The 20234-nt window shown below is 49.1% G+C and carries 17 protein-coding genes and 1 tRNA gene; 9 read left to right on the top strand and 9 right to left on the bottom strand.

All coding sequences use genetic code 11. The features are described from left to right. The 3 genes from NC981_RS18130 to NC981_RS18120 all read right to left on the bottom strand — a co-directional run. Window positions 1–218: helix-turn-helix transcriptional regulator (locus tag NC981_RS18130; protein ID WP_348244225.1), on the bottom strand; the 218-nt coding region annotated here is incomplete at its 3' end. 62 nt (window positions 219–280) lie between these two features. Then, window positions 281–553, bottom strand: a complete 273-nt coding sequence (locus NC981_RS18125) for a hypothetical protein (RefSeq protein ID WP_348244224.1) — start codon at window positions 551–553, stop codon at window positions 281–283. 132 nt (window positions 554–685) lie between these two features. Beyond that, window positions 686–757, bottom strand: a tRNA-Val gene (locus tag NC981_RS18120). Between the two features lie 169 nt (window positions 758–926). Here NC981_RS18120 and NC981_RS18115 point away from each other — a divergent pair. From NC981_RS18115 to NC981_RS18095, 5 genes are all read left to right on the top strand, one after another. Continuing rightward, window positions 927–1952 (top strand): ParM/StbA family protein, encoded by a 1026-nt coding sequence (locus tag NC981_RS18115; protein ID WP_348244223.1) that lies wholly within the window; start codon window positions 927–929, stop codon window positions 1950–1952. Beyond that, the gene (locus NC981_RS18110; RefSeq protein WP_190375746.1) at window positions 1934–2188 is read left to right on the top strand and encodes a hypothetical protein; all 255 of its coding nucleotides are present in this window, start codon (window positions 1934–1936) and stop codon (window positions 2186–2188) included. Before NC981_RS18115 ends, NC981_RS18110 begins: the two co-directional genes overlap by 19 nt. 135 nt (window positions 2189–2323) lie before the next feature. Further along, complete coding sequence (locus tag NC981_RS18105; RefSeq protein WP_348244222.1) at window positions 2324–3334, top strand: ABC transporter permease; 1011 nt, start codon at window positions 2324–2326, stop codon at window positions 3332–3334. Beyond that, a complete protein-coding gene (locus tag NC981_RS18100; protein WP_348244221.1) occupies window positions 3327–4217 on the top strand; it encodes an ABC transporter permease in 891 nt (296 codons plus the stop codon). The genes NC981_RS18105 and NC981_RS18100 overlap by 8 nt, the downstream gene beginning before the upstream one ends. A 42-nt stretch (window positions 4218–4259) precedes the next feature. Continuing rightward, window positions 4260–4724, top strand: coding sequence for a tetratricopeptide repeat protein (locus tag NC981_RS18095; RefSeq protein WP_348244220.1), 465 nt, complete (start codon window positions 4260–4262; stop codon window positions 4722–4724). Window positions 4725–5054: 330 nt separating this feature from the next. Here the strand turns inward: NC981_RS18095 and NC981_RS18090 are convergent, their stop codons facing one another. The 4 genes from NC981_RS18090 to NC981_RS18075 form a co-directional block, all read right to left on the bottom strand. Continuing rightward, window positions 5055–9215: an ATP-binding protein gene (locus NC981_RS18090; RefSeq protein ID WP_348244219.1), complete on the bottom strand. Its 4161-nt coding sequence runs from the start codon at window positions 9213–9215 to the stop codon at window positions 5055–5057. 346 nt (window positions 9216–9561) lie between these two features. Beyond that, on the bottom strand, window positions 9562–10965 hold the full coding sequence (locus NC981_RS18085; RefSeq protein ID WP_348244218.1) for a HAMP domain-containing methyl-accepting chemotaxis protein: 1404 nt from the start codon (window positions 10963–10965) through the stop codon (window positions 9562–9564). A gap of 14 nt (window positions 10966–10979) precedes the next feature. After that, a complete protein-coding gene (locus NC981_RS18080) occupies window positions 10980–11453 on the bottom strand; it encodes a chemotaxis protein CheW (RefSeq protein ID WP_348244217.1) in 474 nt (157 codons plus the stop codon). An 8-nt stretch (window positions 11454–11461) separates the two neighbouring features. Then, complete coding sequence (locus tag NC981_RS18075; protein ID WP_348244216.1) at window positions 11462–13585, bottom strand: chemotaxis protein CheA; 2124 nt, start codon at window positions 13583–13585, stop codon at window positions 11462–11464. A gap of 145 nt (window positions 13586–13730) precedes the next feature. On the opposite strand from NC981_RS18075, the gene NC981_RS18070 reads away from it, so the two are divergent. Genes NC981_RS18070 through NC981_RS18055 form a run of 4 tightly spaced genes read left to right on the top strand, consistent with a single transcriptional unit; the run spans window position 13731 to window position 16684 of the window. Further along, window positions 13731–14024, top strand: a complete 294-nt coding sequence (locus tag NC981_RS18070) for a hypothetical protein (RefSeq protein ID WP_348244215.1) — start codon at window positions 13731–13733, stop codon at window positions 14022–14024. A gap of 29 nt (window positions 14025–14053) precedes the next feature. After that, window positions 14054–14443: a response regulator gene (locus NC981_RS18065; RefSeq protein WP_348244214.1), complete on the top strand. Its 390-nt coding sequence runs from the start codon at window positions 14054–14056 to the stop codon at window positions 14441–14443. Continuing rightward, window positions 14443–15066 (top strand): chemotaxis protein CheC, encoded by a 624-nt coding sequence (locus NC981_RS18060; protein WP_348244213.1) that lies wholly within the window; start codon window positions 14443–14445, stop codon window positions 15064–15066. The genes NC981_RS18065 and NC981_RS18060 overlap by 1 nt, the downstream gene beginning before the upstream one ends. Window positions 15067–15085: 19 nt before the next feature. Continuing rightward, window positions 15086–16684: an ATP-binding protein gene (locus NC981_RS18055; protein ID WP_348244212.1), complete on the top strand. Its 1599-nt coding sequence runs from the start codon at window positions 15086–15088 to the stop codon at window positions 16682–16684. Window positions 16685–16791: 107 nt separating this feature from the next. Here the strand turns inward: NC981_RS18055 and glgX are convergent, their stop codons facing one another. Further along, entirely contained in the window at window positions 16792–18915 is a 2124-nt protein-coding gene (gene glgX, locus NC981_RS18050) for a glycogen debranching protein GlgX (RefSeq protein ID WP_348244211.1), read from the bottom strand. Window positions 18916–19131: 216 nt separating this feature from the next. Further along, window positions 19132–20181, bottom strand: coding sequence for an AI-2E family transporter (locus NC981_RS18045; protein ID WP_348244210.1), 1050 nt, complete (start codon window positions 20179–20181; stop codon window positions 19132–19134). Window positions 20182–20234: the final 53 nt, after the last annotated feature.

The following is a 20234-nucleotide window of genomic DNA, read 5'->3' as shown; positions in this document are numbered from 1 at the left end:
TTGACGAGCAAATCTTTGCCACTATCGCCCATCTGAACGAGCAAGTGTTCAAGCTGTTTCAACACGATCGGCAAGGGCTTGGTTCGTCCATTTTCCCAACGGTTGACGCTTTGGAATGAAACTCCTAACCTCACAGCGAACTTGGCTTGCGAGAGTTCTAGGCGTTGTCGTGTTTCTCGCACCAGATCTGCTAGCTCTGTTCGATCGATCGTAGGCATAGGGTACGAATCATTAAATTACCTTTACTACTAATACCATGTGGTATATCGAGCAGCTTCTCTTATATGACATAACGATCGTATGACTCTTGCCGCAACGCGCTACTCATTAAGCTTTTATTTGTAGCTTCTAGGTTCGCAATTTGCTGCCGGAGAGAAATAGCCTGTTCTTGTAGTTCTCTCATGGACGGATTCGAGCTATGACTCGATTGAGATTTACGACTGCTTGTTTCGGAACGCACAATACGGCTGATGCGATCGAGCGTGTCCATGTTTAAATCATCCTGAGATACAGATTGTGTTTGTACGCCATTGCGCTTTTCAAACCCAAACACTTTTCAAACCCAAACAAATGTGTGTGAGAACCGTATTATAAGCGTTCCAGTTAATTAAGTCGGCTTCTCACACAACAAAGTTGGCTGCATCAATCTGGGCATTCACAACTTTTTATGGAGACCTGGAATCTATGGGCGATACTGGATTTGAACCAGTGACCCCATCCGTGTGAAGGATGTGCGCTACCCCTGTGCCAATCGCCCGAATCTTTATAAAGATATCACAGATTGCTTCCGATCGATCAAGCGCAATTCTTAAAAATCAAGTTTCGCAAAATTCTTTGTCCCCAGGTTGACACTACCAGCAAAACCGAATATAGTACCGATGTACTAAATACACTTGTATTGCCCTTATCTTGTTGAGGAAAACGCCATGAACGGATTAGGCACTCGCAGCAGACCCCGGAAAGAAACCACTGGAACTGTGTCCCATCGTACGATCGCGCTTGATGCTGGCAACTACGATCTCAAGTTCTGGAACGGAGCAGGACATCCAAGAGCGATTCGATCGATGAGGTTTCAATTACCGCAAGGACGCGATCCGGTGCGTTATTCTGACCAGTCGCCGCTGATTGAGTTGCCGGACGGAACTCGCTATCATTTTGGCACACAAGCGTACAAATATCGCCGTCAACAACAAACGGTTGTAGAGAATAAAGTTGATCTAGCAAGATTGCATCTATATGCCTGTTTAGAGTCTGAGCGGGATGAGGAGATGAGCCAGTTTCCGCTGCACGTTTATGCCTCTACGCCTGATCCGAGCCGCAATGCAGACACGATCAAATCTCAACTGCTGGGAATGCACGAATTTAAGCGGAATGGTATTCCGTTTAGAATCACAGTCGAGCACGTTGAAGTAGAACGCGAAGGAATTGGAGCTTATCGCTATGCTCAACAGTTAGGACTCATTCCTGATAGTGGTTATACGATCGTCGTTGATATCGGTGGTGGAACGTGGCTAACACGACTGATTGATGCGGAAGGAGATGTGATCGATGAAAACGTGATGGATCGAGGAGGATCGTATGAGCTTGCAACAGCGATTAGCTTCGATCGACGGCTAATTGATGCGTTGGGAACCACAGTTGATCCGGCAATTGTGATGGATGGATTCAAATCGGGGCATACCTATGCGGATACAGGATTATCCTGGTCGCTCTGGCTGGAAGAGTATCTTGATCCTTGGTTTAAGGGAATTTTTCAAACAATCAAAGCACAGTACACGCCTTATATGCCGCGCGTCACCCGGTTTTTGGTCACAGGCGGAAGCTCACACCTAATTGCAGAACGACTCGCAGGGCGAAAGTTATTTGCAGTGATGCCTGATCCACAGTTTGCCAATGTTCGAGGATTGTACCCGGTCGCTGAAGGGTGGCAGCTATGTATGACAACAAAATAAGACTCAGCAAGGATGTGATCGAAAAGGCAGAATTGATTGCCGCAGAATGGGGATTGAAAAATGCAAGAGCTGCGATCGAAGCTGTATTTCGCAAGTATGCAGATGATTATCTGTATGGACGATCACAAGGAACCTCTGTGATTCAAAGATCACAACCGATGATAGCGGTTGATCGCGATAGTCAGTCAGTTCCGTGTGAAGCGATCGAGGAGCTGGATGATTTGTTAGGACTTTAGTTAGGACTTTAGAGCGATTGGGCTGAACGGTATCTAAAGATGCTCTAAATCTTTAGATGCCGTTTTTTATGCGGCATTGAATGATTTATCAGTCAGATTTATCTATAAATTTGATACAGGCAAATTCATAAATCTATGTCGCAATATATTCTAAGACGACTTCTTGGCTTGGTTCCTGTTCTATTTGGAATTACATTAGCGGTATTTTTATTGCTGCGATTGATTCCGGGCGATCCGGCGATCGTGCTTGCGGGAGAACGGGCAACGCCAGAGCAAATCGCCGCCTTGCGGACTCAACTAGGACTCGATCGCCCCTTGTGGCTTCAGTATTTCGCGTTTGTGGGCAATCTATTGCAGTTGAAATTAGGCAATAGTATTTTGAGCGGTATTCCCGTGATCGATGAAATTCGATCACGCTGGGCAGCAACCTTTGAATTGTCGATCGCGGCAATTTTGATTGCAATTATTCTCGGAATTCCAGCCGGAATCATTGCTGCCGTGCAGAAAAATCGCTGGCAAGACCAAGTGACGATCGCGGGGTCATTGCTCGGTGTGTCGCTTCCGGTGTATTGGCTGGGATTGTTGCTAATTTACCTATTTTCAATCACGTTGCGATGGTTGCCTCCGAGCGGTCGGATTAGCGTTGAGACTGGATTTAACTTTCAACCGATTACCGGATTTTATCTGCTGGATACAGTGTTAAGGTTGAATGCTCCAGCATTGATCGATGTGATCGCGCATCTGATTCTTCCAGCATTAACGTTAGGGACAATTCCATTGGCGATCGTCGCCCGTATTACCCGCAGTGCCATGCTAGATGTGTTGTCACAGGATTATATCCGGACAGCAAGAGCAAAAGGATTATCGAATTATTTAGTGATTCTGCGTCATGCGTTGAAGAATGCACTGTTACCGATTAATACCACGATCGGGCTTCAGTTCGGAACCTTGCTAGGGGGTGCGATTTTGACAGAGACAATCTTTTCGTGGTCGGGGATCGGCTCTTGGATTTATGAAGGCATTTTGGCGCGAGATTATCCGGTGGTGCAAGGCGGAGTGGTGTTTGTGGCAATCGTCTTCGTGTTGATTAATTTAGTCGTGGATCTGTCTTATGCGCTTATTGATCCAAGAGTTCGATATGAGTAGAAACCGTTCTCTTCTGCGATTCTGGCGATCGACTTCTGGCAGAACTGGGCTGATTCTTACTCTGGTATTGTTTGCACTCGCGCTGCTTGCACCGATTCTTAGACCTTACATTCCCGGAGGCGATCGCGATTTTATTGCCCGATTACAGCCGCCAAGCCCCGGTCATTTACTGGGAACTGATGGACTGGGGCGCGATTTATTGACATTGATTTGGCATGGAATTCAGACATCGCTGTTCATTAGCTTGGTTTCGGTGGGAGTTGGAGCCGCGATCGGGGTCTTTTTCGGTTTACTCGCGGGCTATTTTCGCGGTTGGATCGAGGCGCTGATTGTTTGGCTTACAGATATTTTGCTGGCGTTTCCGTCGATTTTGCTAGCGATCGCCATTGTCACTACGGTCGAGAGATTCACCTTCAGAATTAACGATCTAGTCATTTTCAATCACACCTTGACGAGTCTGCAAAAAGTAGTGATTGCGGTCGCGATCGCACAAATTCCGATTTATATTCGCCTCACTCGCAGTCTGGTGCTATCGCTCCGAGAACAAGATTTCGTGCAGGCGGCAACTGCCATCGGAGCGACAGCACCCCAAATCATTGTGCGGCACATTTTGCCCGGAAGCTTAACTCCGATCATTGTTCAAGCCTCTTTATCATTGGGAACGGCGACGCTCGAAGCAGCCGGTCTAGGCTTTTTGGGGCTGGGGGCACAACCTCCAACTCCAGAACTCGGCACCCTGTTATCTGATGCGTTTCGCAACGGCTACGCGCTGACTTCCCCCTGGACAACAATTTTTCCGGGGTTAGCGATTACGATGATTGTTCTAGCGTTTAACTTATTAGGTGATGGATTGCGCGACGGGTTTGACCCACGATCGCAATAGTCAAAAATGCTATCCTGTGTTTCGTCACCTGTTCCACCCGCTATGAAAGAAATTCAGATTCTACTTGAAGCGCTAAAAGATCCAGACGAAGAAGTGCGATCGGATGCAACTCAGGCGTTGTGGCAGATTTGGTTTGCTCAAAAAGGAGTCGCAGGACTGCAAACGCTACAACGAGCACAGGTGCTACTCGAATCTGGTGAAGCAATGCAGGCGGAAGCCGTGTTATCTGAGTTGATTGAACAATTACCGGATTTTGCAGAGGCTTGGAACCGACGGGCGGTATTGTATTTTGTGCAGCAACAGTACCGCAAAGCGATCGCCGATTGCCAAAAAGCGATCGAGCTCAATCCAATTCACTTCGGCGCGTGGCACGGATTGGGACTATCCTATGCGGCACGAGGGGAATATCGAGAGGCGATCTCTGCGTTTCGGCAGGCGCTAGAGATTCAACCGTATGCGATCGAGAATCAGCGCTTGATTTTGGAATGTACCGCTAAACTGAGCTGAGTTAAACGACGAGACAGCGTAGTCTGGTAATGTTCAGACCTGTGGAAGTTTCTAAACGGGAAGCCCGAATTCATAGCGGTTCATGAATAACCCGATAATACCGAATCAATTTGTTAATGCGACAGATCCTTCGCCCCCTAAATCCCCCATACTGGGGGACTTTGAGAATCCGAAACAGATTTGGCTTGAAGTCCCCCACGAGTGGGGGATTTAGGGGGCTTCCAAGATCTGTAGCACTCAAAAATCAATTCGGTATAACAATGTCATGAATGTCTACTGAGTAAACGAGCTACTGCCCTTAATTTCCTGCCCAGGTGGAACTTCAACTCTCTACTTCTCTTTTATTAAGGAGATGATCACATCCACTAACTTCTCCGGCTCCACTGGTTTAGCAACGTGCCCCTGGAATCCTGCTGCGAATGCCTGTTGTTGGTTAAGTTCCCCGGCGTAAGCTGTTAGCGCAATTGCGAGAACATCCCCGTTGTCTTCTGGCGATCGTCTTCTAATCTGACGTAAGAGTTCATAGCCATCCATTTCTGGCATCCCAATATCGCTAATGACAACATCCGGCTTGAATACATCTAAGGCTTCTAAAGCTTCGATCGCAGAAGTTGTCACTTTTATTTCTGCTCCGGCTTGTTCCAGAATGGCAGAAACCAGTTCTCGCATATCGGCTTGATCATCCACCGCTAAAACTTGTAAACCCGCCAGGGGAAAAGCTTTTACTGAGGAGCTTAAAGGCTCAGGCTGACCTGAATTTTCTCCACGCCGATTTTTTGACGCTGGCAATAGAACAGTAAATGTTGCGCCTAATCCTTCTCCAGGACTTTCTGCCTGAACCGTTCCGCCGTGTAGTTCCGTTAAGTGCTGAACGATCGCCAACCCTAACCCCAATCCCCCAAACTTACGAGTTGTTGCGCCGTCCTCCTGTCGGAAGTATTCAAACACATGGGGTAGAAACTGCGGCGCAATTCCTTTACCGGTGTCTTGAACTTGAATTTGAACGTGAGTATTGGTTTGTGCTAGTCGAATCTCTATGGTTCCGCCTGACGGGGTAAATTTGATTGCATTGCTGAGCAAATTCCAGACCACCTGTTGAAGACGAGCGACATCCCCTAAGACCAGTTCAATCTCGCTGGCGATAACCTTCTGTACTTCGATCCCTTTTGCTTCAGCAGACAAGTGTACGGTTTCCAGAGCAGCATCAACGACCGTGACTAAATCAACTGGACAAGCATCCAACATCATTTTGCCGCGCAGAATCCGTGAGACATCGAGTAAATCATCAATGAGTTGGGTTTGCAGCTTGGCATTGCGCTCGATCGTTTGCAGGGCACGCCTTGTTGCTGCTTCATCAAACTGACGCGCTTGCAGCAGCTTTGACCATCCCAGAATGGGATTGAGGGGCGATCGCAGTTCGTGAGACAGCACTGCCAAAAATTCATCTTTAATCCGGTTGGCTTGTTCGGCTTCTCTTCGGGCGTTCTGTTCGCGTTCTAGCAATTTTTCGCGCTCTTGTTCAGCTTGCTTTCGCTGCGTGATATCTTGCACAACTCCCAGCATTCCGAGAACCTGCCCGAACGAGTCGTACTGAGCACGTCCTTTGGCAGCGATCCATCGTTCTGTTCTGTTCGGATGAATCACTCGATATTCAATGTCGTAGTCGCTGCGTTCAGCAATCGCTTGTTCAAGCTGTAAACCTGCTCGCTCTCGATCGTCGGGATGAAGGAGCTTTTGCATCTGGGTCCAGGTCATATAAGGTCCTGGTGGAATACCAAATATCTCAGCCGCTTGCTCTGTAAATGTCACAATGTCGGTTGCTGCGTTCCAACTCCAGTCTCCCAGTTTTGCAGCCGCCAACGCCAAACTTAACTGCTCAGTACTCTCTTTTAATGCTTTTTCCGCTTGTTTGCGCTCGGTAATGTCTGTACAAGTGCCAAACCAGCGAATGACTTGACCTTGCTCATCCAGCATCGGCAGAGCGCGGGTGAGATGCCAGCCGTAGCTGCCGTCCGCTCGTCTCAAGCGATGTTCTACGTCATAGCTGGTCTTTTGCTCAGCGGCTTGAGTCCACTTCTTGATGCTGTCGGCGCGATCGTCGGGATGAATAACTTCCTGCCAGCCCCATCCCTGAGTTTGTGCCAGGGTTAGCCCGGTGTAGTCGAACCAGCGATGGCTGCAATAATCAACGCAACCTCCTGCATCCGCTGTCCAAACCATTTGCGGAATCGATTCTGCGAGAAAGCGAAAACGCTGTTGGCTGGCGACCTGACGCGATCGACCCAACTCCAAATTCGTGGCCACCCGTGCCAGCAGTTCTCTCGCGCTAAAAGGCTTGACCAAATAATCATCGGCTCCTGCTTCTAGTCCCTCAACGGCAGCTTCTTCACCCGCTCGCGCTGAAAGCAGCAAAATTGGAATCTCGCGAGTTTGGGAATCAGCCCGGAGTTGCCGCAGCAGTTCAAAGCCATCGAGCTTGGGCATCATCACATCGGTGAGCACTAAATCCGGCAATTGGGCACGAGCCGCTTCCAGGGCAGCTTGACCATCGGCAACCGCTTCGACCTCATAGTGTTCCTTCAAGAGCCGTTGCAGGTAGTGACGCATATCCGCGTTGTCATCGGCCAACAAAATTCGGGCAGAAGCGCGAGGAGGTAACGCTGCTGAGTCTTCGCTGCGCTCCACAACCCACTCTAGGGCTTCTTCGACATAAGCTGCCGCGCCTGTAGCCGTTGAAGCCTGGGTTCGGGCGGATTGAATCTGCTCCGACGGCAGGTGAGCACACCCGATCGGCAATCGCACAACAAAGGTACTTCCTTCCTTTTCCACGCTGCTCGCAGTCACCGTTCCCCCATGCAGCTTGACCAATTCCTGCACCAGCGACAGTCCAATGCCCGAACCTTCATAGGAGCGACCCCGCGCCCCGGCAACCCGATGAAACCGTTCAAACAGACGGGGCAACTCATGAGCCGGAATGCCAGTTCCCGTATCTTGAACGACCAGTTCAACCGCAGCGTCGACCGGACGCAGTGACACCGAGATCTGTCCCTCAAAAGTAAACTTGAACGCGTTGGAGAGCAAGTTAAGCACAATCTTCTCCCACCTTTCGCGATCGACATACACAGGTTCCGGCAGCGGAAGACAATTCACGACCAGCTGCATTCCTGCTTTCTCGATCGCCGATCGAAACACGCTAGCAAGATCAGCCGTCAGGCTTGCCAGATCCGTTGGCTCATAAACGGCTTGAATCCGCCCCGCCTCAATCCGAGAAAAGTCGAGTAAGGTGTTGACCAGCTTTAACAAACGCTGGCTGTTGCGATGTGCCACAGCAATTTGTTCTCGTTCAGCAGCAGGCAACTGGTCACTCTGAAGCAAATCCTCGAGCGGATTCAGCATCAAGGTCAGCGGTGTGCGAAACTCGTGGCTGACATTGGAAAAGAAAACCGTTTTTGCCCGATCGAGTTCTGCCAGCATTTCGGCGCGGCGGCGTTCTTCTTCATAAGCCTGAGCATTGCGGATCGACACAGAAACCTGTCCAGCCAGCAGCTCATAAAACGACTGGTAGCCTTCATCCAGCCCACGGTTCGGACTGATGCCGCAAATCAGCACTCCTAGCGGTGCAGCCACATTCGACGACGGAATCGGTAAGGCGATCGCCTGGCTCACGCTTTCGTTCCAAGGTCCGCCAGCAATGGTGATGTCCCGATCAAGCTCTGAGACGATCGCGGTTTGACCTGCCATCGCTTTTGCTAGAGACCATCGATCCGCTGTTTCTACCAGTGCTTCTGAAAGCAGAACAGTGGTTGGAACGATCGCCGGATTGCCGTTCATCCCCACGCTGCCGCAGAGCTTTAGGGTTTGGTCGTTGGAGTCGCGCAAGTAGATCAGGGCAAAAGGCACATCCAGCGGACATTCCGCGATCGTCGCCAGAATATCCTGACAGGTTGCATCTACACTCCGCGTTTCCCCTGCCCGGGCTGCCAGGTCGCGCTGCAAACGCAACCGTCGCTCTCCTAACACCTGCTGCGTCACTTCGCTACAGACACAGAGCATGCCGCGAATCGCACCTGCATCATCTTCAACGGCACTGTAGGACAAACTAAAATGCGCTTCCTCGTTGTAGCCGGAGCGGTTCACTGCGAGCATCTGGTCTTCCACCCAGTTGGGAACCCCAGTCGTCATGACTTCGGTAATCATCGGACCGATCACATCCCAGGACTCAGCCTGAGTTTCCCGGATCGATCGTCCCAGCGCGTAGGGATGTTTCGTGCCAATCAGATTGATATAAGCATCGTTGTAAATCTGAATTAGCTCCTGCTCCCACAGCAAGATCATGGGGTAACGCGAGCCTAACAGCGTACGAACGGTTGATTTTAGGCTTTGCGACCAGGATTCAACAGCCCCCACTGGCGTTTGTGCCCACTCCATTGCCTGCATCCGTGTTCCCATTTCCCCAAACTTGGGAAAGGGACTTGTTCTGTGTCTGTTCATTCGCCTTCCTTTCTCTTCTTCATATTAGGCATTTCGCGGCTCGAGTGGGGGAAGCCGTCAGTCCCGTCCCTTTATAAATATTATGCTTGCTCCTGCTTGCCGCCGTGCCGCCAAAGTCCTTGCCGAACTAATGAATGAACAATTTTTTGAGTTTCCTCTGTTTCACAATGCGTATACAAGCATCCCCAGGTCAAACCTGAAAACGAGAAGAGTATCCTGTTCCAAAATCTGGCAGCTGAATCATTAGGTCATGTTCTAGCGATTATCTTGCTCCCCCTGAACGCTAGAAAGCTTCAATCGACGGTCAAACAGATTGACCGCAGATTCGGGAGTATCAAAATTCCCTTTATATCTGAAATTGACTGATAATCGTTTGTAAGTTGACTGCCATCTGCGCCAGTTGCATTGCTGCTTGAGCCGTGTTACTTGCTCCGATCGTGGTCGTCTGAGCATTTTGAGCCACCACTCCAATATTCTTGGCGATATCTGAACTTCCCTTTGCAGCTTCTGCAACATTACGAGAGATTTCATTCGTCGTTGCCGTTTGTTCTTCAACCGCGCTGGCGATCGTATTTTGAATGTCGTTAATTTGGTTGATCACGGCTGTAATTTGAGTGATCGCTTCAACCGCACCGCTTGTATCCGTCTGAATCGCTTCAATTCGTTGACTAATATCTTCGGTGGCGGCGGCGGTTTGTTTTGCCAGCTCTTTGACTTCATTGGCAACAACCGCAAAGCCTCGACCTGCATCTCCCGCTCGTGCCGCTTCGATCGTGGCGTTTAATGCCAGCAAATTAGTTTGCTGCGCGATCGAGGTAATCACTTTGATCACTTTGCCAATTTCAACGCTGCTTTGACCCAGCTTTGTGATCGTCGCGTTGGTTTGATCGGAAGTTCTGACCGCATCGCTCGCGACTTTTGCGGCTTCTGCTGCGCTTTTCGCAATTTCTCGGATGCTCGCGTTCATTTCTTCGATCGCTGTAGCAACCGTGGCTGCATTCTGGCTCACTTGTTCCGCCGAAGCTGAAGCCGAGGTTGCTTGTTCAGCCGTTTGTCCTGCATTGCCTGTCATTTCATGACTCACAGCAGAAAGTTCTTCGGCTGCGGTCGCGACCGTTGTTGCCACTTCTGTAATCTGCCGCAGCGAACTCCGGAGATTTTCGATCATTTGGTTGATGCTGCGGGTGAGGGTGCGAAATTCTCCGGTGTTTTCTGCTTCGATTTGGTTTGCCAAATCTCCTTGAGCAACAGCACAAGAGATCTCAGCAATACCGCGAACTTGCTCAGTGATATCGTGAGCCATCTGATTGACGGTTTCGATCAGCTCCTGCCAGATTCCTGTTGCGCCTGCGATCGTTGCAACTATTTCCAGATTGCCTTCGGTGCCAATTTCTCTCACAACTCGCGTAAATTCGGCGGTGTAAAGATTAAGCCGATCGATTAGATCGTTGACGATCGGTGAGATTGGGAGAGATTCCTCACTTGTTGACATTTTTTGGCTGAGGTCGCCTTGCGCGATCGCGCTTAACACTTGCTCGGCTTCGCTCATTCCTTGAGTCAAGTTCTGATTGCGGATCATTAACTGATTGAATTCTCGCGCTATCTCGCCGAAGCCGTTGTTCTCATCTAAACGAACCGAGAAATCGCCTGCGTTTGCGGCTTGCATTGCCTGTAAAAGTTGCTGCATATGTGCTTTCATCGCGGTTGCCGATCCAGCGCTTGCTGTTTTTGGGGTTGAATTAGAAACCATCGAGATATCCTTAGTTAATTGAGCGAACTCGTGATTAGGGTTGAATCTGAAAATTTGGTTGAATCTGAGATTTTGATAGTATCCAAGATCAGCAGAACACCTTGCTCAAGTTTGTATGCGCCTTTTAGAAAGCCTCGAATGTGAGCAGTCAAATTAGCAGGCGGCGGCTCAAATGTTTCGCTGTCACAGGACAAGATATCTCCAATGTCCTCAACAATGAAACTGATCACATCGTCGATCGTGTTCACAATCACGTTGTAAGTCGTTTCCTCGCCAATGCCACAGGATGCCGATCGCAGTCCCAATCGACAAGGCAAATCCACGACGGGAATCACCTGTCCGCGCAGATTCATTAAGCCGCAAATGTCTGGAGGCGCGAGCGGAATTCGGGTGAGCGGGGGTTGGCGAATGATTTCTTGCACCTGCTCAATCTCGATGCCAAAGTAGGAACCCTTGAGATAGAAAGTGCATACCTGTTGAATCGTCATCGATCGCTTCACCTCCTGATTGTGAGTTCGGGAACTCGATAAGGATTGGCTAGCTCGACGATCATAGCTAAATCCAAAATTTCAGTAATCTGACCTTGAACCGTTGCATAACAGTGAGCACCCGGACGAATTGCCGCTCCTGTCACCGTCAGCGATTCTTCTACGATGTCGAGAATTTGATTCACCATTAATCCAACAGTGCGATTCTGATCAAGTGTGATCACGACGATCGGGATACTCTCCTCAAACTGATTGAGAGAACGAGGCTTTCCGGTGAAAACGGCTTGTAGATCAATCAAAGCAACGACGCGATCGCCATATTGCATCAGAAGTTGTTGTCCAACTTGTTCAATCCTTGTCCTGGAAATTGTTTCTAGTCGAGTTGCCTGAGTCAGAACAATTCCCATCCGAGTATTCTCAGTCCCAAGCACAATCAGAATCAATTGACGATCGCGTTGTTCTGATTCAGAGACCGCAGTTGAAATGGGGATCTGCTTTTGAACACCTGCATATCGAGCAAGTCCAGCAGCATCAAGGATCAGCGCCGCAGTTCCATCTCCTAAAACGGTCGCGCCTGCAAACATCTCCAGCGATCTTAACTGTTTACTGAGCGGCTTAATCACAATATCCTGAGTATCTTCAATCTCATCCACAAGCAAGCCATAGTGATATCGATCGACGGTAATCACAACGAAATAAACTACATCAGTTGTTGTGGTTGATAGCTGTAGAACGGAAGCAAGATTAACCAAAGGCAGAATCTGTCCGCGCAGTCGATATACAGGAGCATTCAGCACTGTTTCAATGCTTTGATCAATTTGTTCTTTCCCTTCGATTCGCACCAGTTCCTGGATGCTGGCTTGAGGAATTGCAAATCGTTCACCTCCACTTTTCACCAGTAGCGTCGGAATAATGGCTAACGTCAGGGGAATTTTCAGGCGAAATGTAGTTCCCTGACCTAATTGGCTCTCAACCTCGACCGTGCCTTTAACCGCTTCAATGTTTCGCCGCACGACATCTAAACCAACTCCGCGCCCAGATAAGCGGGTCACTTCTGTCGCCGTCGAAAATCCAGGCTGAAAAATCAGATCCAACGCTTCTTGGTCGCTGATTAATTCCGCTTCGGTGGCGCTAATTAAGCCGAGTTGCTGCGATCGAACCTTAATCTGCTGGGGATCAATGCCCGCGCCATCATCGCTGATTTCTAGAATTACTTTGCCGCTTTCTTGAGCGGCTCTTAACTTGAGCATACCGGCAGCCGATTTACCCGCCGCCAGTCTAGCCGTTGAGAGTTCAATCCCATGATCAATACAATTGCGAATTAAATGCGTCAGAGGATCTTTAATCGCTGCAACAAGACTACGATCGAGTTCGGTTTCATCCCCTTCGAGAACCAGCGTCACTTCTTTACTACAGGCGATTGCTAGATCTCGCACAAATCGGGGCAGAGTCCGCCAGAGCGTATGAAGCGACTGCATGCGCGTCTGCATCACCTGATCTTGCAGTTCATTCGTAATCAGATTAATTTGCTGACAGGTTGAAACTAAAGCAGCATCGCTGCTTGTTGCGGTGAGTTGCAGCATTCGATTGCGAGCGAGAACCAGTTCACCCATTAGATTCATCAAATGGTCGAGTAAATCGATTTGAACTCGAATCGTAGAATTAAACGGGGTTAAAGCTTTTGCTTCGGCATCTTCCAAACTTTCTCTAGGATTGATGCCATCGATCGCAGCATCCACCGCGCAAAGCGCCGTTAACGTTGCAATCAAGCTGGAATAATCCTGATTGCCCTCGGTTTTGGTAATTTCGATCGTGCGTAAAATCTGTCGAATCACGTCTGTGAGCTGCAGCAGCACTGTTGCAATCTCAGGAGAAATTCGGCGCTGAGCCGTCCGAATCTTGTCGAGCAGTGCCTCTCCTGCATGAGCGATCGCTTCAAGTTTCGGAAACGGAATAAATCCACAGTTTCCCTTAATCGTATGCAAGGCACGATACATCCGATGCAGCAGAGCGGGGTCAAGAGAGCTATTTTCTAGGTGTAAAACATCCTGCTCAAACTGGGCAAGAATCTCGTGACTCTCAACCAGAAAAACCTTTAAATCTTCTGCATCGATTTCATTCAAAGGCTGCATGTACTCCGGACTCAACAGGTGCCCACTATTCCTATCCTACGGAGGATGAACACGACTCACAATCTACCCTAAGATAGACGTTGATCCAAAAGGAATGCTGAACACTAATGAAAATTCACTTGGAAAATTCACTTGATAGGGGGATATGGATTGTCCAACCTGCGGTTCGACTGAACTCCACCGGAATGGGCACCGCAATCACGTTCAGTGCCACAAGTGCAAACGCTGTGGACGGCAGTTTCTAGCGTCCTACAAACAAACTCGCTACTCAGAAGACATCAAGCAGCTTTGCATTCAGATGTATCTCAGAGGTATGAGTACCCGACGCATCGAAAAAATGACGGATATTCATCACACCACCGTTTTAAGTTGGCTTCGAGGAGTCGATTTGAACGTTTTGGAACTATCTTGCGGAGAGGAACTAGACTCCACAGAATAATATGCGCAATAGTGAAAGGGGTAGGAACCGTGGACGATGCAAATTTGACTTCAGTGCTGATTGTGGATGATGCAGCGTTCTCACGACGGATGCTTCGCAAGTATGTAGAAGCGGAAGGCTATCAAGTGTTAGAAGCCTGTAACGGACAACAGGCGCTAGAGATGGTGCAGCAACATCACCCAAGCTGTATTCTGACAGATTTGCTCATGCCAGATGTAGATGGCTTTCAACTCTTGCAAATGCTACGAGAGCAAGGTGAGACAATTCCGATCGCAATTATCACAGCGGATATCCAGGATGCCTCTCGCGAACGTGGAGTTGCACTGGGAGCCGCAAGCTTTATCAACAAACCCGCAAAAGAAGATCAAGTGCGGCAGACGATTCGCCAACTCTTGCAGCCAGAAGGAGCCGATGTTTGATGCCACTGATTACAGACGAGCAACTGGATGCGCTTCAGGAGTTTATCAACATTGGTGTTGGGCGAGCTGGAGCCATGCTGAACGAAATGGTAGCATCCCCGATCGTGCTGAATGTTCCAGTTTTACAAGTGTTTGATAGCACAACCTTGCAGCAAGAACTAGCAGCGCAGTTTAATGGTCATTGTTTATCCACAGTGGGATTAAAATTCTCAGGCAGCTTTACTGGCAGCGCAGAATTAGTCTTTCCCACGGATAGTGCTGCTGCGCTCGTCTCGCTGTTAACCGGTGAGGAGCGCGATTCTCCGGATCTGGATGCCGTGAAAATTGGTACCTTGACCGAAGTGGGAAACATCGTGATCAACGGAGTGCTCGGATCAATCAGTAACTTACTGCGGCGACAAATGGATTATGCGCTGCCGACCTACTCCGAGGACAAGCTTGACCATCTTCTATCTGAAAATTACCCATTTGAACTCGATACTGTTTTTTTCCTGGCTCAAGCAAGATTTGAGATCGAACAGCTTGAGATTATGGGTGAAATTATTCTAATTTTTGAAATGGCTTCCTTCGATGCGCTCCTGATCTGTATTAATGAAGAACTGAGACTAATCTCATCGTTGTGAGCAGGAGCAGTTCAATCTCATGTCCCACGGTCACGATCGCTTCAGCCTATTAGATCAAATCCCGCTCGGTGTCTGCGTTCTACGCGCTGATTATCAAGTGGTGTTTTGGAATCACTGTCTAGAAGAATGGACAAAAATTCCGCGCGATCGCATTAAGGGACAAGCGATTCGCGAATTTTTTCCCCGGTTTGCTGAAGCCCTGTATGTCAATCGCTTGGCTCCCATTTTTGCAGGAGGCCCGCCGACTATTTTCTCCTCACAACTGCATCACTATTTGATTCCAGTAACGCTGCCAAATGGCAGCAAGCGTATTCAGCACACCACAATTACGGCAATTCCCGCAGATGGGGAAGAAGGGTTCTATGCGCTGATCTCGATTCAAGACGTGACGGATTTAACCTTTCGCGTTCAGGAATATCGTCAGATGCGCGATCGGGCAGTTGCCGAAGCCAAAGAGCGCAAATACGCTCAAGAACGCGCCGAAAGTGCAAATCGGGTCAAAGACGAATTTCTGGCGGTGGTGTCCCACGAACTGCGGACACCCCTCAATCCCATCCTCGGCTGGTCGAAATTACTCGCTGAAGGCAGACTTTCGGGTGCGGCTGTTCAACGCGCCCTTGAGACGATCGCCAGAAACGCAGCCCTACAAGCCCAATTAATCGATGATTTACTCGATGTTTCTCGAATTCTGCGCGGCAAATTAACGCTCGCTCGGCATACGGTCGATCTCGTTCTGATTGTGCAAGCAGCGCTCGATACTGTCCGGTTGATGGCAGAGAATAAGGGGATTGAGATCGCGCTACAGACCGATCGCGCTGCTCCGATTGTGGGAGATACCATGCGACTTCAACAAGTGGTGTGGAACTTGCTCACCAATGCGATCAAATTTACTCCAGAGGGCGGAACGATCGAGGTAACGCTCCGCCGTGAATCTAAGCAAACGGTTTTGTCTGTTCAAGATACGGGAACTGGCATTGCGCCAGATTTTCTGCCATTTGTGTTCGAGGCGTTTCGTCAAGCGGATGCTTCTAGTACGCGCAAAGTCGGCGGCTTAGGGCTAGGGTTAGCAATCACGCGAAATTTAGTTGAGCTGCACGGCGGAACAATCAAGGTGGATAGTGCCGGGGTTGATCAGGGTTCAACCTTTGCGATCGCGCTGCCCAATCCTCAAGTGGAAAATCAGGTGATCAAGTTTCCTCATTCTTTAGAGCCAGGTAAAGACGTGAACCTGGTTGGTGTGCGCGTTCTGATCATTGATGATGAGCAAGATAGCCGCGATCTGATTCAGTTTGTGCTGGAAAGTAGTGGCGCGATCGTGACTGCTACAGAATCAGTTGCAGCCGCGATCGCTGCGCTCAATCGTTACACGCCTGACTTAATTGTGAGTGACTTAGGAATGCCAGAGGCAAATGGGTTTGACTTGATTCAAGCGGTGCGATCGCGCTCCGACGAGGCACAGCGGATTCCTGCGATCGCGCTTACAGCTTATGCGTCTGAACTGACTCAGCAGCAAGCCCTTCTCGCTGGATTTCAGCAGCATCTTGTTAAACCCATTCACCCGGATAAACTGCTTGAAGCGGTCAGCCAGCTAGTGATGCTGAATCGAACCCCCCATTAACGAAAGTTCGATAGAAAGAACTCGCTTCGATGCTGCATTTGGGTTGCCCCTAAATCCCCCACGAGTGGGGGACTCAGAGGAAAGAGGTTCCCTAACCTCAAGTGAGGTCAAGTGAGTTGGCGTAACACAATCAGCGATCGCGCCATCAAAGGAACCGCTTGATTAGAGGCAAAAATCCGCTCCTCTTGAATAAAGCGAGGCTCTTTGGTGTCGATTAGCATTTGCCATTCTTTGTCTGCTAGCGCTTGCGGCAAAATGAACTCAATCGTTTCCCAATAGGCATTAAACAGCAGCAGAAAGCTATCATCTCTAATTTTTTGCCCTTGAGGCCCAGGGCTGGGAATTCTATCACCGTTGAGAAACACGCCGATCGATTTGGGATAGCCTTCTTGCCACTCTTGTTCGGTATGTTCTGTTCCATCCGGGTCAAACCAAGCAATATCCGGAACTCCTCGAATCGCCTGACCCTGGAACCACTTGCGACGACGAAACACCGGATGCTGACGGCGGAAATAAATCAGTTCTCGGCAGAAATTGACCAAATCCTGATTGCCCTTGACCAAATTCCAATCAAACCAGGAGATTTCGCTGTCTTGACAGTAGCCGTTGTTGTTGCCTCTTTGCGATCGACCCAGTTCATCGCCCCCCAACAGCATCGGAATTCCTTGGGACAGCATCAAAGTGACGAGCAGATTTCGCCGTTGCCGCTCCCGGAGCTGTAAGACTTCCGGGTCGTCTGTTGCTCCTTCGACTCCACAGTTCCAAGAGCGATTGTGGCTTTCTCCATCGCGATTGTCTTCGCTGTTGGCTTCGTTATGTTTTTCGTTGTAGCTGACTAAATCATTCAGCGTGAACCCATCATGCGCTGTGATGAAGTTAATGCTGGCATTGGGTCGTCTGCCATTTTGCTGGAAGTATAGGTCGGGACTGCCCGTGAGTCGATAAGCGAACTCTCCTAACGTCTCGTCTTCCCCCCGCCAAAAATCCCGCACCGTATCGCGATATTTACCGTTCCACTCTGACCACAGTACCGGGAAGTTTCCAACTTGATAGCCGCCCTCGCCCACGTCCCACGGCTCAGCAATCAGCTTCACATCCGCTAATATTGGATCTTGATGGATGATGTTGAAAAACGCAGCCAAGCTGTCCACTTCATACAACTCCCGCGCCAGAGCAGAAGCCAGATCAAAGCGGAAGCCGTCTACGTGCATTTCTGTGACCCAATAGCGCAAGCTATCGGTGATCAGCTTCAAGACTTGAGGGTGTCCAGCAGAGAGCGAATTACCACAACCTGTAAAGTCCATGTAATAGCGCTTATTGTCTGCAACCAGATGATAGTAATTTCTGTTATCAATTCCCCGCAGCGAGAGCGTCGGCCCCAGATGATTGCCTTCCCCAGTGTGATTGTAAACTACGTCGAGAATGACCTCAATCCCAGCTCGGTGCAAGGCTTTCACCATTTCCTTAAATTCAGCCACTTGTTGCCCTAGCGTCCCACCAGCACTGTAAGCGGCGTGAGGGGCAAAGTAGTTGATCGAGTCGTAGCCCCAATAGTTCTTCAGTCCTTTGTCGGCAAGATGTCCTGGGTAGGCGAGAAAGTGGTGAATCGGCATGAGTTCAACTGCCGTAATTCCCAGTCGCTGCAAGTGTTCGATCGCGGCTGGATGCCCCATGCCCGCATAGGTTCCTCGTAGCGCTTCAGGAACATCTGGGTGTAGCTTCGTGAAGCCTTTGACATGAACTTCGTAGATAATTGTTTCATGCCAGGGAGTCCGCAATAGCTTATCGCCTTCCCAATCAAAGGATTGATCCACCACCACCGATTTAGGCATCAATGGAGCGCTATCAAGTTCTGAAAACGATAGATCTGCATCCGGACTATTCCAGTCATACCCGAAAATCTCAGGACCGTTCCGCACATCTCCGTCGATCGCTTTGCCATAAGGATCAATAAGAAGCTTGTTAGGATTGAAGCGAAATCCTTGTTCTGGTTCATAAGCTCCATGCACCCGATAGCCGTATCGCTGCCCTGGCCCTACACCAGGTAAATACCCATACCACACAAAGTTATTCACTTCGGTCAGCTTTACCCGTGTCTCTTGATCGTCGCGATCGAACAGGCACAATTCAACCGCAGTTGCATTCTCAGAGAACAGGGCAAAGTTGGTTCCTTTTCCATCCCAATAAGCACCCAGGGGATAGACGTTACCAGGCCATACGGAAACATGCATAGGGGACTTTCGCTTAAAATCTAGGCGTGAACAATAATGTGGCAGACTGGACGATCGCTGAATGATTTACAGCCATCAGGCTCGCTTCTCAATCCGCATATTTTTTGACAATAGGGATTACTAACGCTGTTGTCTATCGCTCTAGGGGTGGAATCGATCAGAGTGGGGAGTAGAGATCGCTCTATCTGATTGGTTCTTCACCTTTATCGTCAGCTTTTAATCTCCTTGCGCTTCTTCAAGATGTAACAGACTGACAATGACACCCGCGATCGGCACCGACAAAAAGATTCCTAGTAGCCCTGAAACCCTTGTTCCAACTAAGAGCGCAAAAAACACAACGACCGGACTGAGATGAACAGTGCTTTGCATGATACGCGGAGAAATGAAGTTATCCTGCAACTGTTGTAGAATCACGCAAACGGCTAGAACTTTGAGCGCGGTCAGCCAGCCACTCTGCACCAAGATAACCAAGCAAACAAGAGACACCCCTAACGTCGCTCCAATTCCAGGAATGAGGTCAAACACTCCAACAGTAACCGCAAGCAAAAACGAAAATGGAATCTGAAACAGAACAAAAACCAGAAAAGTAGCAACACTCAGGAGAAACGAAACCAGTAATTGACCTCGAAGAAAGCCGACAAAGTTTCTTTGTACTGCGGTAGCGACGCGGCTTCGATGTTGAGTTGGAACTAATTGCAGCACGAGTTGCCACAGTTTTGCACCATCAATCAGCATGAAAAAGGCAACTACCAGCACAATAATAAAGGTCACATAGTTCTGGAAAAGAATTGGTAGAGACTGGATTGTCCAATTTAAGCTTGATATAAATGCGTTGCGAATTTGAGCTTCGATCGCATCCAGATTCAGGGGAATATTGCGGGCTACCAGAGCATTTTGCAACTGATCGAGCGGATTGTTTGCGCTATTTAGCGTCTGGAGCAACAAGGTTGCTAATTGCTGAACCTGATCGGCTAACGTAAGCGCGATCGTCACAATGGCAACAATAATAAAAATCAGGCTTAACGCAATGACAAGACTCAACGCAATACTTCTTTTAACAAAGCGCTCTAGATAGCGGACTGGATAGTTGAGCAGAAGTGCCAGAATTGCTGATAACGCAAATACAAAAATCACATACTCAAAATACTGAAGTAGCGCAACAAATACCCAGCCAGAGGCAAAGAACAGCAGAAATCGAACCAAAGCATTCGTGCTGATTCGGCTCCATAGGGACTGATGATTTGTGGGGTCTGGCAGTTGATCCATGAAGGCTACCTTTTTGACGATCGATCGATCACAAAGCAGGGCGTACTGTTAGC

Source organism: Leptolyngbya sp. DQ-M1 (assembly GCF_039962505.1).
Lineage (GTDB): Bacteria > Cyanobacteriota > Cyanobacteriia > Leptolyngbyales > Leptolyngbyaceae > Leptolyngbya.
Note: the sequence above shows the minus strand (reverse complement) of the source record. Positions and strands in the feature narration are given on the sequence as shown.